Source organism: Mangrovimonas sp. ST2L15 (genome assembly GCF_001280515.1).
GTDB classification, from domain to species: domain Bacteria; phylum Bacteroidota; class Bacteroidia; order Flavobacteriales; family Flavobacteriaceae; genus Mangrovimonas; species Mangrovimonas futianensis.
In genome coordinates this window covers 362950-376210 of sequence record NZ_LBIQ01000030.1, presented here as the reverse complement: position 1 = coordinate 376210, position 13261 = coordinate 362950, and the positions used below count along the sequence as shown (strand labels likewise).

The 13261-nt window shown below is 36.6% G+C and carries 14 protein-coding genes; 12 read left to right on the top strand and 2 right to left on the bottom strand.

The window, feature by feature from the left end; translation table 11 throughout:
- Nucleotides 1–57 precede the first annotated feature (57 nt).
- The 12 genes from atpB to ZA07_RS05515 all read left to right on the top strand — a co-directional run bounded on the left by atpB (nt 58) and on the right by ZA07_RS05515 (nt 11621).
- Nucleotides 58–1179 carry a F0F1 ATP synthase subunit A gene (atpB, locus tag ZA07_RS05570; RefSeq protein ID WP_053970735.1) on the top strand — a complete coding sequence of 374 codons (1122 nt, stop codon included), beginning with the start codon at nt 58–60 and terminating at the stop codon, nt 1177–1179.
- Nucleotides 1180–1211: 32 nt separating this feature from the next.
- Complete coding sequence (gene atpE, locus ZA07_RS05565; protein WP_053970734.1) at nt 1212–1403, top strand: ATP synthase F0 subunit C; 192 nt, start codon at nt 1212–1214, stop codon at nt 1401–1403.
- Between the two features lie 81 nt (nt 1404–1484).
- A complete protein-coding gene (locus tag ZA07_RS05560; RefSeq protein ID WP_053970733.1) occupies nt 1485–1985 on the top strand; it encodes a F0F1 ATP synthase subunit B in 501 nt (166 codons plus the stop codon).
- Nucleotides 1986–1990: 5 nt separating this feature from the next.
- Nucleotides 1991–2527, top strand: a complete 537-nt coding sequence (atpH, locus tag ZA07_RS05555; RefSeq protein WP_053970732.1) for an ATP synthase F1 subunit delta — start codon at nt 1991–1993, stop codon at nt 2525–2527.
- 77 nt (nt 2528–2604) lie between these two features.
- Complete coding sequence (gene atpA / locus ZA07_RS05550) at nt 2605–4185, top strand: F0F1 ATP synthase subunit alpha (RefSeq protein WP_053970731.1); 1581 nt, start codon at nt 2605–2607, stop codon at nt 4183–4185.
- A 70-nt stretch (nt 4186–4255) separates the two neighbouring features.
- Nucleotides 4256–5116, top strand: coding sequence for an ATP synthase F1 subunit gamma (gene atpG / locus ZA07_RS05545; protein ID WP_053970730.1), 861 nt, complete (start codon nt 4256–4258; stop codon nt 5114–5116).
- A gap of 156 nt (nt 5117–5272) precedes the next feature.
- On the top strand, nt 5273–6700 hold the full coding sequence (locus tag ZA07_RS05540) for a polysaccharide biosynthesis C-terminal domain-containing protein (RefSeq protein WP_053972058.1): 1428 nt from the start codon (nt 5273–5275) through the stop codon (nt 6698–6700).
- A gap of 1 nt (nt 6701) precedes the next feature.
- A complete protein-coding gene (dut, locus tag ZA07_RS05535) occupies nt 6702–7136 on the top strand; it encodes a dUTP diphosphatase (protein ID WP_053970729.1) in 435 nt (144 codons plus the stop codon).
- Nucleotides 7137–7212: 76 nt separating this feature from the next.
- Complete coding sequence (locus ZA07_RS05530; protein ID WP_053970728.1) at nt 7213–8229, top strand: nucleotidyltransferase family protein; 1017 nt, start codon at nt 7213–7215, stop codon at nt 8227–8229.
- Between the two features lie 22 nt (nt 8230–8251).
- Nucleotides 8252–9619, top strand: a complete 1368-nt coding sequence (locus ZA07_RS05525) for a lipopolysaccharide assembly protein LapB (RefSeq protein WP_231628635.1) — start codon at nt 8252–8254, stop codon at nt 9617–9619.
- Nucleotides 9619–10398 carry a DUF4292 domain-containing protein gene (locus ZA07_RS05520; protein WP_053970727.1) on the top strand — a complete coding sequence of 260 codons (780 nt, stop codon included), beginning with the start codon at nt 9619–9621 and terminating at the stop codon, nt 10396–10398. Before ZA07_RS05525 ends, ZA07_RS05520 begins: the two co-directional genes overlap by 1 nt.
- Nucleotides 10398–11621 carry a murein hydrolase activator EnvC gene (locus ZA07_RS05515; protein WP_053970726.1) on the top strand — a complete coding sequence of 408 codons (1224 nt, stop codon included), beginning with the start codon at nt 10398–10400 and terminating at the stop codon, nt 11619–11621. Before ZA07_RS05520 ends, ZA07_RS05515 begins: the two co-directional genes overlap by 1 nt.
- Before the next feature lie 4 nt (nt 11622–11625).
- Here the strand turns inward: ZA07_RS05515 and ZA07_RS05510 are convergent, their stop codons facing one another.
- Together ZA07_RS05510 and ZA07_RS05505 are read right to left on the bottom strand one after the other, a co-directional pair.
- A complete protein-coding gene (locus tag ZA07_RS05510; protein WP_053972056.1) occupies nt 11626–12138 on the bottom strand; it encodes an acyl-CoA thioesterase in 513 nt (170 codons plus the stop codon).
- Nucleotides 12139–12236: 98 nt separating this feature from the next.
- Nucleotides 12237–13175, bottom strand: a complete 939-nt coding sequence (locus tag ZA07_RS05505; RefSeq protein ID WP_053970725.1) for an SPOR domain-containing protein — start codon at nt 13173–13175, stop codon at nt 12237–12239.
- Nucleotides 13176–13261: the final 86 nt, after the last annotated feature.

Below are 13261 nucleotides of genomic sequence, written 5' to 3'. Positions count from 1 at the left end.
TTTGAGATAAAAGCATACCTTTGCACCAATTTTTAAGGATACAATTTTTGTTTCGACATGCCAAGAAAGTCAGTTTTTAGTTTGCTTTTGTTTTTTATAGCCTCTTTGTCCCTTTCTACTATGTTAGCTCAACATGGTGAAAATCAACATGAAGAGATGGAACTTCAAGAAGTTGCTCCAGGTGTTGAGGGTAAAGAAGGACTCAAGAAAGAGATTAAAGAATACATAAATCATCACTTGTTAGATTCGCATGATTTTAGTTTGTATTCTTATACCAATGATGCGGGAGAAAAAGTACACATCGGATTCCCACTTCCAGTTATTTTATGGGATGGGGGATTAAAAGTGTTCTCGTCTTCAAAATTCCATCATGGAGAAGAAGTTGCTGAGGTAGGAGGTGAATATTACAAACTTTACCATAATAAGGTTTACAAAACCAATGCACAAGGTGACATAACTCTAGATGACCACCATCATCCAACTAACGCAAAGCCTTTTGATTTATCAATCACTAAAAATGTCTTTACCATTTTTATAGTAGGTCTTTTGCTTCTATGGATGTTTAGTTCCATGGCAAAATCATATAAAAAAGGAGCGCTTCCATCTGGAATGGGTCGTTTTTTAGAGCCTATAGTTCTTTACATTCGTGATGATATTGCTATTCCAAATATTGGGTTGAAGCATTACAAGCGTTACATGAGCTTTTTGTTGAGTGTGTTCTTCTTTATTTGGATTATCAACCTATTAGGTTTAACGCCGCTAGGAGTTAATGTTACTAACAATATAGCAGTGACTTTTGCTTTAGCAATTTTAACCTATTTGATTACCACTTTCTCTGGTAACAAAAATTATTGGAAACACATTTTCTGGATGCCAGGAGTACCTGTTCCAATGAAAATCATTTTAGCACCAATTGAATTGTTAGGAACTTTTATCAAACCGTTTTCATTATTGATTCGTTTGTATGCTAACATCACAGCTGGTCACATTGTATTGATGAGTATCATTGGTTTGATGTTTATCTTTAAAAACTGGATAGGAAGTTCGTTGTCTTTCGGATTGGCGTTTGTTTTATCCTTATTAGAGTTGTTGGTTGCTGCTTTGCAGGCCTATATTTTTACCATGCTTTCAGCATTGTATTTTGGGTCGGCTGTAGAAGAACACCACGACGATCACTAAAATTGAATGTTTAATTATTTAATATATATATTATGACTATTCCAAACATTGTAGGAGCTGGTTTAATTGTTATCGGTGCTGGTTTAGGTATCGGTAGAATTGGTGGACAAGCTATGGAAGCTATTGCTCGTCAACCTGAAGCTTCAGGAAAAATCCAAACAGCTATGCTTATTGCAGCTGCCCTTATTGAAGGTATTGGATTTGCTGCTTTATTCGCGGCATAATAACACAAGCATCAGCTATAACGGTTGGTTATAGCTGGTGTTTTATTAAAAAAGGATTAATTAGATATAACCGAGATATAAATGGATAAGTTAATTAATGAATTTTCATTCGGACTATTTTTCTGGCAATTATTGCTTTTTGTTGGATTAGTATTATTGTTGAGAAAATTTGCTTGGAAACCAATTCTTGATGCTGTTGAGAAAAGAGAATCAGGAATTGAAGATGCATTGAAAGCTGCAGAAAATGCAAAACTTGAAATGCAAAACCTTCAAGCAGATAACGACAGATTATTAAAAGAAGCTAGAGCTGAGCGTGAGGCAATGCTTAAAGAGGCTAGAGAAATCAAGGCTAAAATGGTTGCTGATGCAAAAGATGAAGCACAAGTTCAAGCCAATCAAATGATTGAGGCCGCACAATCTGCTATTGAAAGCGAGAAGCGATTAGCTATGACCGAGTTGAAAAACCAGGTGGCCACTTTGTCGTTAGAGATTGCTGAGAAAGTAGTGCGTGGCGAGTTGTCTAGCAAAGACAAACAAATGGATTTGGTAGAATCTATGTTGGGTGAAACAACCTTAAATTAATAACCATGGCAGGAACTAGAGCAGCAGCACGTTACGCAAAAGCCATTTTGAGTTTAGCAAAAGATCAAAATACAACTGAGGTTGTAAACAATGATATGAAACTAATCTCAAAGACCATTGCAGATAACAAAGACCTAAAGAATGTGCTTAAAAGTCCTGTGGTTAGATCGGCTATTAAAAAATCGATACTAGTTGGTACTTTCAAAGATATCACCCCTAGTACAAGCAATTTAATAGACACTTTAATTGCCAATAAACGTATAGCGCTTTTAGATGAAATTGCAGTGCAATACAATTTATTGTTTGATCATTTGAATGATATGCAAGTTGCTAAAGTAACTACAGCTGTTCCTATGACAGATGATATAAAGACAAAAGTGTTGGCTAAGGTTAAAGAATTGACCGGGAAGGAAGCAGAGATAAAAAATATAGTGGATGAGGACATCATTGGTGGATTCATTTTACGAGTTGGGGATATTCAATACAATGCGAGTATCGCCAATAAATTAAACAGACTTAAAAGAGAATTTATATTAAATTAAATAGTTAGGTCCTTACAGGTATCTAACATCTAATACATGTCCCGAGCAAAGTTGAGGGATTTAAATAAATTAAAAAGATGGCAGAAGTAAAACCGGCTGAAATATCAGCAATCTTAAAACAACAACTATCAGGTTTTGAAGCAGGTGCTTCATTGGATGAAGTAGGAACAGTACTTACCGTTGGTGATGGTATTGCTCGTGTATACGGCTTATCAAATGCTGGATACGGGGAATTAGTAGAGTTTGAATCAGGCCTTGAAGGAATGGTTTTGAACTTGGAAGAAGACAACGTTGGTGTGGTATTGTTAGGTCCTTCTAAAGAAATTAAAGAAGGAGCAACTGTAAAACGTACCAATCGTATCGCTTCTATCAATGTTGGTGAAGGTATTGTTGGTCGTGTTGTTGATACATTAGGTAACCCAATCGATGGTAAAGGTGCTATTGAAGGGCAAACTTATGAGATGCCTTTAGAGCGTAAAGCTCCTGGGGTTATTTTCCGTCAACCGGTAAATGAGCCATTACAAACTGGTATTAAGTCTATCGATGCCATGATTCCTGTAGGACGTGGTCAACGAGAGTTGGTAATTGGTGACCGTCAAACTGGTAAAACAACAGTTTGTATTGATACTATCTTAAATCAAAAGGAATTTTATGATGCTGGACAGCCTGTTTACTGTATTTATGTAGCAGTTGGTCAAAAAGCATCAACCGTTGCTAACATCGCTAAAACTCTTGAAGATAAGGGGGCGTTAGCTTATACTACTATCGTTGCTGCAAATGCATCAGATCCTGCTCCAATGCAGGTATATGCACCTTTCGCAGGAGCTGCAATTGGTGAATATTTTAGAGATACTGGTCGTCCTGCTTTAATCATCTATGATGATTTATCTAAGCAAGCGGTTGCTTATCGTGAGGTGTCTTTATTATTAAGAAGACCACCAGGACGTGAGGCTTATCCAGGAGACGTTTTCTACTTACACTCTCGTTTGTTAGAGCGTGCTGCAAAGGTTATTGCTGATGATGAAATCGCAAAAACAATGAATGATTTACCAGAATCATTAAAGCCAATTGTAAAAGGAGGAGGTTCTTTAACGGCCTTACCAATTATTGAAACACAAGCTGGTGACGTTTCTGCTTATATTCCTACTAACGTAATTTCGATTACAGACGGACAGATTTTCTTGGAGTCAGATTTATTTAACTCTGGGGTACGTCCTGCAATTAACGTTGGTATCTCTGTATCACGTGTAGGTGGATCTGCTCAGATTAAATCTATGAAAAAAGTGGCAGGTACCTTGAAATTAGACCAAGCCCAATTCCGTGAATTGGAAGCTTTCGCTAAGTTTGGTTCTGATTTGGATGCAGCTACTTTAAATGTGATTGAAAAAGGAAAGCGTAACGTTGAGATCTTAAAACAAGCTCAAAACGATCCATTTACAGTAGAAGATCAGGTAGCTATTATCTATGCAGGTTCTAAAAACTTGTTGAGAGATGTTCCTGTAGAGAAAGTAAAGGAATTCGAAAGAGATTATTTAGAGTTCTTAAATGCTAAGCATAGAGATGTATTGGATTCTTTAAAAGCTGGAAAATTAACTGATGAGGTAATCGATACCTTAACTTTAGTAGCTAAAGAATTATCAGAAAAATATAGAGCATAACTAGATTTTAGTATTGAGTAGTGAGAGCTAAGATTCTAACTACTGAATACTCAATACTAATGACTAAAATATGGCAAACTTAAAGGAAATACGCAGTAGAATTACGTCGGTTGGTTCAACCATGCAGATTACCAGTGCTATGAAAATGGTATCTGCTGCAAAGTTGAAGAAGGCTCAAGATGCTATTACGGCGATGAGACCCTATGCAGATAAACTGACTGAACTTCTTAGAGATTTGAGTGCGACTTTAGATGACGATTCTGGAAGTAAGTACTCTGAGCAAAGAGAAGTAAAAAAAGTACTTGTAGTTGCAATTACCTCCAATAGAGGTTTATGTGGAGCCTTCAATTCTAATGTTATAAAGGAAGCAACCCGTTTGGCTACAGAAGTGTATCCAGGTAAAGAAGTTTCTTTTGTAACTATAGGAAAAAAGGGGAACGATGTACTTTCTAAGCGTTTCAATGTAATTGGTAATCACAACCATATTTATGATGATTTGACATTTGATAATGTCGCTGAAGTTGCAGAGTGGATGATGAACAAGTTTGTTGCTGGAGATTTTGATAAAATCGAAGTGATATACAACAAGTTTAAAAACGCTGCTACTCAAATTATCATGACGGAACAATTTTTACCAATCGTTCCAGTGGAGAATGAAGCCAATAAAAACTTGGATTATATTTTTGAACCTTCCAAATTGGAAATCGTTCAAACCTTAATTCCGAAATCATTAAAGACACAATTGTACAAGTCTGTGCGTGATTCATTTGCTTCTGAGCATGGTGCCCGTATGACTGCAATGCACAAAGCAACTGATAATGCCAAGGAGTTAAAAGATCAATTAACGTTAACCTACAATAAGGCGCGTCAAGCGGCTATTACCAACGAAATTTTGGAAATCGTAGGTGGTGCAGAAGCCCTAAACGGATAATAAAACAAGATGCCAAAATGTTTTGGCTCAGAAATATAGAAAGCCTCACGTTGTGGGGCTTTTTTCTTTTATAAGGACCAATTCCCCTATTATAGTCATACACGTTGCATATACTTGCATAAAAACGTATTTTTAGCAGAATTAAATACCTATTATTTGGGCGCACTTAAAAAGTTTTTAAAGGATACCATCATCTACGGTTTGGCAACTGTTTTGCCTAGATTGATGAATTTTGTGCTTGTGCCTTTGCATATCGATAAACTGGAAACAACCAGTTATTCAGATAATACCACCTTTTATATATATGCTGCCTTTTTTAATGTGCTGCTTACCTACGGTATGGAAACGGCCTTTTTCAGATTTTTCAGTAAACATCAGGATAAAGATAAAGTGTTTTCAACCGCTTTTATAAGTCTTACCGTGACTACGGTGTTGTTCTTTCTGGTGGTTTTCTTGAATAATGACGCTTTGGCAAATTTGGTCAATTTGAAGTTGTCTTATTTTAATTTGCTTTTAGGAGTACTAGCTTTAGATACATTGGTTGTTGTGCCTTTCGCCTTTCTTAGGGCTACAGGAAGGCCCATTAAGTTTACGGCTATTAAATTAACAAATATTGCTATTTATGTTGTTTTGAATTTTTTCTTCCTGTGGGCTATTCCAAAATTTGGAATAGGGTATCCAGGCTATGATTCAAAAGATTTAGTGAAATATATATTCGTTGCAAACTTGGCCGCTAGTGTTGTAACCTTTATTCTATTGACGCCTTACTTTATAAAAACCAAAATCCAATTCAGCATGGAGATTCTTAAACAAATGCTGAATTATGGTTGGCCTGTTATGGTCGCAGGAATGGCATATGTGATCAATGAGAATTTTGATAAATGGCTGTTGCCAGAATTATTGGGAAAGGATATTAACGGGGCTTATAGTGGTTGCTACAAAATAGCTGTTTTTATGACTATTTTCATTCAGGGCTTTCGTTTGGGTGCCGAACCATTTTTCTTTAATTATGCCGAAAACCAAAATGCCAAAAAAACCTATGCAGATATCATGAAATATTTTGTGATCTGTGGAAGCTTAATGATGGTGTTTATTATGGCTTATTTTGATTTATTCAAGCAGTTGGTTGTTCGTGATTCTTCTTATTGGATAGCCATTGATATTGTTCCCATCGTTTTGTTGGCCAATCTGTTTTTGGGGATATATTTTAACTTGGCCATTTGGTATAAGTTAACCGATAAAACCAGATTTGGAATGTATCTGTCACTGGTAGGCGCATTTATTACTATAGCATTAAATTATAATTTGATTCCTAGGATAGGATTTATGGGGTCTGCTTGGGCCACTTTGGCAGCTTATGGGATTATGATGGTTTTATCCTATGTCATTGGGAAAAGGTATTATCCCGTTCCATATGATTTGGGTAAAATTTTACTTTATTTGGGGCTAACAGTTATTTTATCCGGTATCATTTATCTCCGATTTAAAAGTAATTATCTTATGAGTACCATTTTGCTTTTAGTATTTTTGGGGGTTGTCATTATAGTCGAAAGAAAAGACTTAAAACGCTTATTAAAAAATTAAGATGAAGATAAAAATTATCAATAAATCCAATCACGATTTACCTAGTTATGAAACCTTGGCTTCGGCTGGAATGGATTTACGAGCCTTTACCAATGAATTAATTACCCTAAAACCTTTGGAAAGAACCATTGTAAAAACAGGGTTGTTTATGGAATTGCCTGTAGGTTTTGAAGCACAGGTTAGACCAAGAAGTGGTTTGGCAGCCAAAAAGGGCATTACAGTTTTAAATGCACCCGGAACCATTGATGCGGATTATAGAGGAGAAATAGGTGTGATTTTGGTCAATTTATCCAATGAGGATTTCACCATCGAGAATGGTGAAAGAATCGCCCAATTAGTCATAGCAAAACATGAAAGAGCTGAATGGGTAGAAGTAGATGATTTATCTGAAACTTCAAGAGGTGCTGGTGGATTTGGTAGCACTGGGGTAAAGTAAACCTCGAATGACCTTTTAGGAGTAGGTCAAAGTATTTTGTTGAATTAAAAAAGATTCCGCATTAGCGGGCACTAATATGAAAATAATCGTACCCATGGCTGGACGTGGCTCCAGACTTAGACCACATACGTTAACGGTTCCAAAACCCCTAATTCCTGTAGCAGGAGAACCTATTGTTCATAGGTTGGTTAAGGATATAGCAAAGGTTTTGAACCAACCTATTGAAGAAATTGCCTTTGTACTCGGAGATCCGGCTTTTTTTGGTGAAGATGTTGTTGAAAGTTTGCAAAAACTGGCATCCAATTTAGGAGCTAAAGGATCCATATACCGCCAAGATCAGCCTTTAGGTACAGGTCATGCCATCATGAGTGCAGAACCCTCCTTGTCAGGTCCTGCGGTTGTAGCATATGCTGATACCTTGATTCGTGCTGATTTTGATTTGGATCCAGAAGCAGACGCCGTAATTTGGACAAAAAAGGTGGAAAATCCGGAAGCCTATGGGGTTGTCAAATTAAACGACCTAAAGGAAATTGTTGAATTGGTAGAAAAACCAAAAGAATTTATTTCAGACCAAGCGGTTATCGGGATATACTATTTTAAGGATATTGGAGTTTTAAAAGAAAAGCTTCAAGAAGTCTTGGATGAAAATATCATGAATGGAGGGGAATATCAAATTAATGATGGTATCAAGCGTATGATGGCAGATGGTCGCATTTTTAAGACGGGTACGGTTGATGAGTGGATGGATTGTGGAAACAAGGCCATTACCGTAGAAACCAATGGTAAAATGTTGAATTTCCTTCAAAGCGATGGGGAAAACCTGATTTCAGAAAGTGTAACTTTAGAAAATTCTAAAATCATCGAACCTTGCTATATTGGGGAGGGGGTCATTTTGAAAAATAGCACCATTGGTCCTAACGTTTCAATCGGGAATCAAACGATCATAGAGAACTCTACCGTTAAAAATAGTTTAATACAGAGCGCTTCTACTATTAAAAATGCTAATTTAGAGGAAGCCATGATAGGTAATCACGCTTATTATGATGGAAATTTCTCAAGAGTAAGTATAGGTGATTACTCTGTTTTGGAATAGCTTTTGTTTCGACTAAACCACTATGTTGCAATATAACCGTTACATATTCATTTTATTTTTTGGGTTTCTTTCCTTTTTACCTTTGGGAATGGAGGCGCAGGTTGATTTCAATAAAACCCCAAATGATGATTTGGGTGAAGTGGAGGATAAGAAACAGGAACTGTTCTTTGAGGCGTTAAAGCAAAAGGCCATTGAAAATTACGACCGAGCTGTTACTGCTTTATTGAAGTGTATTGAAATGGATAAATCCCAATCGGTATTTTATTATGAATTGGGTAAAAACTACAACAAACTCAAAAATTTTGGAGCCGCTGAGGAGGCGTTGAAAGATGCCGTTAAAATGGAACCAACCAATGAATGGTATGCCAATGAGCTTTTTGATGTTTACATGCAGCAGAAGGATTACAAAAGAGCCATCAGAACGGTTGAGGATATAGTTGAATATCATCCTAAATATAAAGAAGATTTGGCTCATTTGTATTTTGATAATAAAGAATACAAAGATGCCTTAAAAATATTGGATGAGTTGGATGAAAAGCGTGGTGTATCCTCTTCTAGAGATCATTTAAGAAATCAAATTTATGCCGCTACTGGTCGTAAAAAGGATCAAATTGAAAACCTGGAAGATCGTCTGGAAAGCAACCCCGATGAAGAAACCAACTATTTGGCGTTGATTTATCGATACAGTGAAAGTGGCGATAACGAGAAGGCCTTTGAGACTGCAAAAAAGTTACTTGAGATCAAGCCCAATTCTGAGTTGGTGCATTTAGCTCTTTATAAGTTTTATTTAGAGGACGGGCAAACCCAAGAGGCTATTGAATCTATGAAAATTGTGATGGGGAGTCTAAAGGTAAATCCAGAAGCCAAAACTATGGTACTTTCAGATTTTGTCAATTTTGTAAAAGAGCATCCAGAGTATGAAGCTGATTTAGTAGAAGCTACTACTTTAAATTTGGATTCCGAAAATGGAAAATCCTATGAAGGTGTTGCCAACTATTTTTTGAACAAGGGCGATAAGACCAAAGCGTTGGAATATTTTGAAAAGGCTTATCAAGTGGATTCGGGAAATTTTGGACTGCTCAAGAATATAATGCTCCTTCAGTTGGACTTAAAACAATTTGAAAAGGTGGAAGCCAAAAGTAGTGATGCCTTATTGAAGTATCCGTCTCAGCCCCTTTTCTATTTAATCAATGGCGTAGCATTAAATCAACTTGGGAAGTTCAATAGAGCAGCAGAGGTTTTAGAAACAGGTTTGGATTATATCATTGAAGATACCAAAATGGAATCAGATTTTTATAACCAACTTAGCCTGTCCTATACCCAATTAAACAATACAAAGAAGGCTAAAACGTTTAGTGATAAAGCCAAACAGTTAGAATCTACCAATTAATGAGCAAATCATCTGTCTATTTTTCCATAGTAGTAAGCATGTGTTTTATGGTTTTTGTTGGCTGTAAGTCAACAAAATCTTTAGTTGAAGGTGAAAATAACTTATCCCTTTCTGCCAAAGAAGTGCTTAAGGAAAACAAAAAGCGATTAGCCGATTTCAAGACCCTTCAATCCAAGGTACGTTTGGTTTATAAGGAAGGACAAAGTTCCCAAACCCATACCATTACATTACGTATGAAAAAGGATGAAATCATCTGGATTACTGCCGCTTTTAATGTGATAAGGGCTCAGGTAACACCTGAAAAGGTAAGTTTCTACAACAAATTGGATAACACCTATTTTGATGGTGATTTTGCTTATATCAGTAAAATTTTAGGAACACAAGTGGACTTTAAAATGGTGCAGAACATCCTAATGGGAGAGTCCCTTTTTGAACTGAATAGAACAGATTTTGATATGTCTATCAATGATAATTCCTATTTGTTTCAACCCAAAGACCAAACAGCATTGTTTGAGCTGTTTTATATCATAAGCGGGAGAAATTTCAAGATGAAGTCACAACAATTGGCACAGTCTGCAACCAATCGATTTTTGGAGATTGATTATTTGAGCTATCAACAAGTAGAAAAGGAAGTTTTTCCTGAAAATTTAAGAGTTATTTCTTTGGAAAAGGATCAACAAACTACCATAGAATTGGAGTACAAATCAATATCTTTGAATGAAGATTTAAGGTTCCCGTTTAAGATTCCTTCGGGCTTTGAAGAAATAGAACTTGAATAATGCGCCATAACCAACTAGCTACATATTTCGTCATTTTTTTGATGTGTTTCACCTCTTCTGTTTTTTCACAAAGTAAGAAGCAAAAGGAACTTGAGGAGCGCCGTCAAGAACTTCAAAGAGAAATACGACAAATCAATGATTTGTTATTTAAAAATCAATCACAAAAAAAGTCACAAACCAGCTTAATAGAAGATTTGAGCTATAAGGTGAACGTGAGAAAGAATTTAATTAAGGTCACCAACCAACAGGCCAATTTATTGACGCGTGAAATCAACGCTAATCAAAAGAAAATATCAGAGCTACGTGACGAACTGACAACCTTAAAGGAGAATTATGCTAAAATGATCTTACGCTCTTACAAGAGTAAAAGTGAGCAAAGCAGAATCATGTTTTTATTGTCTTCTAGCAACTTTAAACAAGCATATAAGCGCATTCAGTATATGACCCAATACTCCAAGTTTCAAAAGGAGCAAGGAGAAGCGATTAAAGTGAAGACTGCCGAACTTCAAAAAAGCAATAAAGAATTATTAAGGCAAAAGGATGACAAGCAAAAGTTGATTGCTGAAAATAGAGTGGCTCAAAGGGAATTAGAAGGTGAGTTGAAGCAGCAACAATCTTTGATGGCCTCCATCAATCAAAACCTGAGTAAGTACCGCAATCAAATCAAAGAAAAGCAAAAGGAGGCCGACCGTATTGACAAAGAAATTGAAAAAATGATCCGTGAGGCTATTGCCAACTCAAATAAGAAAGCAGGTAAAAGTACCAATACTAGCAGTTTTGCTTTAACGCCTGAGGATAAGGCCTTAGCAAGTAGTTTTGTAGCTAATAAAGGGAAATTGCCCTGGCCCGTAGAAAAAGGGGTTGTAAAAGTACGCTATGGAAAGCAACCTTCCCCAATTGACAGAACCATTACCATTCAAAGTAATGGGGTAAGAATTGCTACTGAAAAGGATGCCGATGTTCGCGCCGTTTATAAAGGAAAGGTTTTAAGAGTACAGGCCATTAGACACGGGAATGTGTTGGTCATGATACAACACGGTAATTACATTACCAATTACACCAATTTATCCAAAGTATTTGTCAACCCTGGAGACATGGTAGATACCAAACAGGTTATAGGAAAAGTGTTTACCAACCCTAGCAATGGTGAAACCACATTGAAATTTAGTATTTGGAAGGAAATCAACACCCAAAATCCAGCCGATTGGATTTTTCAGATGTAAAAATCTATTCTTCAAATAGGGCCTTAAGTTCTGTAGCTTCTTGAGGTTTCATTTTTCCAGCCAATACCAAACTAAGTTGTTTACGTCTTAAAGCAGCAGCATAACGTTCCTTTTCCAAGTCAGTTTCAGGAGTGATTTCTGGAATAGGTACAGGTTTGCCTATTTCATCTACAGCCACAAAAGTGTAGATAGCTTCATTGGCCTTGGTACGATTTCCAGATTCGCGGTCTTCAATCCAAACATCAATAAACACTTCCATAGAAGTTTTAAAGGCTCTGGATACCTTTGCTTCAACCGTTACAACACTGCCTAGGGGAACAGCTCTATTAAAAGCTACATGGTTTACAGAAGCGGTTACAACAATACGTCTGCTGTGTCTTCTGGCAGCAATACTGGCTGCACGATCCATACGGGCTAAAAGTTCGCCACCAAATAAATTGTTTAATGGGTTGGTTTCACTTGGAAGTACCAAGTCCGTCATGGTTGTTTTGGATTGTTCTGGAGTTTTCATTTGCATACCTAACATCAAAAATGAGGTGCAAAGGTACGGGTTATTTCAAAGAAGATAGGATAAATGCCTAAAAACTGAAAATAGCTGTATGAAAATGGAGTGTTTTAATCTAGTTCTTTAACCAACAACCAAGCCGCTTTGTTATCATTTTTCTTGATGTCTTGAAGCGCTTTTAGAGCTTCTGAGCGACTTTCATAACTGGCATAAACCACTTGATGCAGTCCGAATCTATTGACACCAATTTTACGAGCATTGTACCCTTCAGCTTGAAGTTCCTCTACTTTTTTATCACTGTTTTCTTCTATTCTGAAGGCACCGGCAACAATGTGGTAATTTCCAGAAAGCTTTTTAACTGGTAAAGTCGCTGCAGGTAATGGGTTTGAAATTACAAAGGTTGCTTCTTGGATTTTGGTTTCTAATTGCTGGCTCGCTTCTTCCTGAGCCATTTGGTTGTGTGTTTCTATTTGATTCACATAAAACTTAGATGCTAAAAAGCCACCTAGGCTTAATGCAATAACAGCAACGGCTGCATATTTCAAATAGTTTCTGGATTGGCGTTTTTCAGGAGTGACCGTCAATGGCACTACTTTTTCAATAGCTTCAACCTCTTCTTTTAAGACCTCTCTGGTTATGGTGTCCGAATTAAATTGAGCCAGACCAAAGGCATCTGTTAAATAGTTAAGATGATAGGAAGGCTCAAAAAGCATACGACCTTCCGAATTAAGGGTCAAATCACCAATATTATGAAAGGAGATGGTTTCACCCTCGGTCATATACGATTTTATGGACTTCACGTGTTTAGCTACCTTTTTGGATGCTACTTCATAAGGGATTTTTTCTACATCAGCTACGTATCTTATTAAAATACCGTCATTTTTTTGGATTTGCTCATTAAAAGACAAAATCTTTTTAGGCGGATAAAAGGCATTTGTAGATGAATGAATGCTCGCCGATACCCTTTGGGTTAAAAAGGAACCAAATTCAGGTACGGTCACGCATTCGTATCGGTATAATAAATCGCTTATGTACGTCTCTAAGTGCATAAAAACAAAGTTAGAAATTTTTGTATATCAATAAATTTTACCCTTAACTATTTATTAACATCATAAAATTTAGTTTCTTGTAGGTT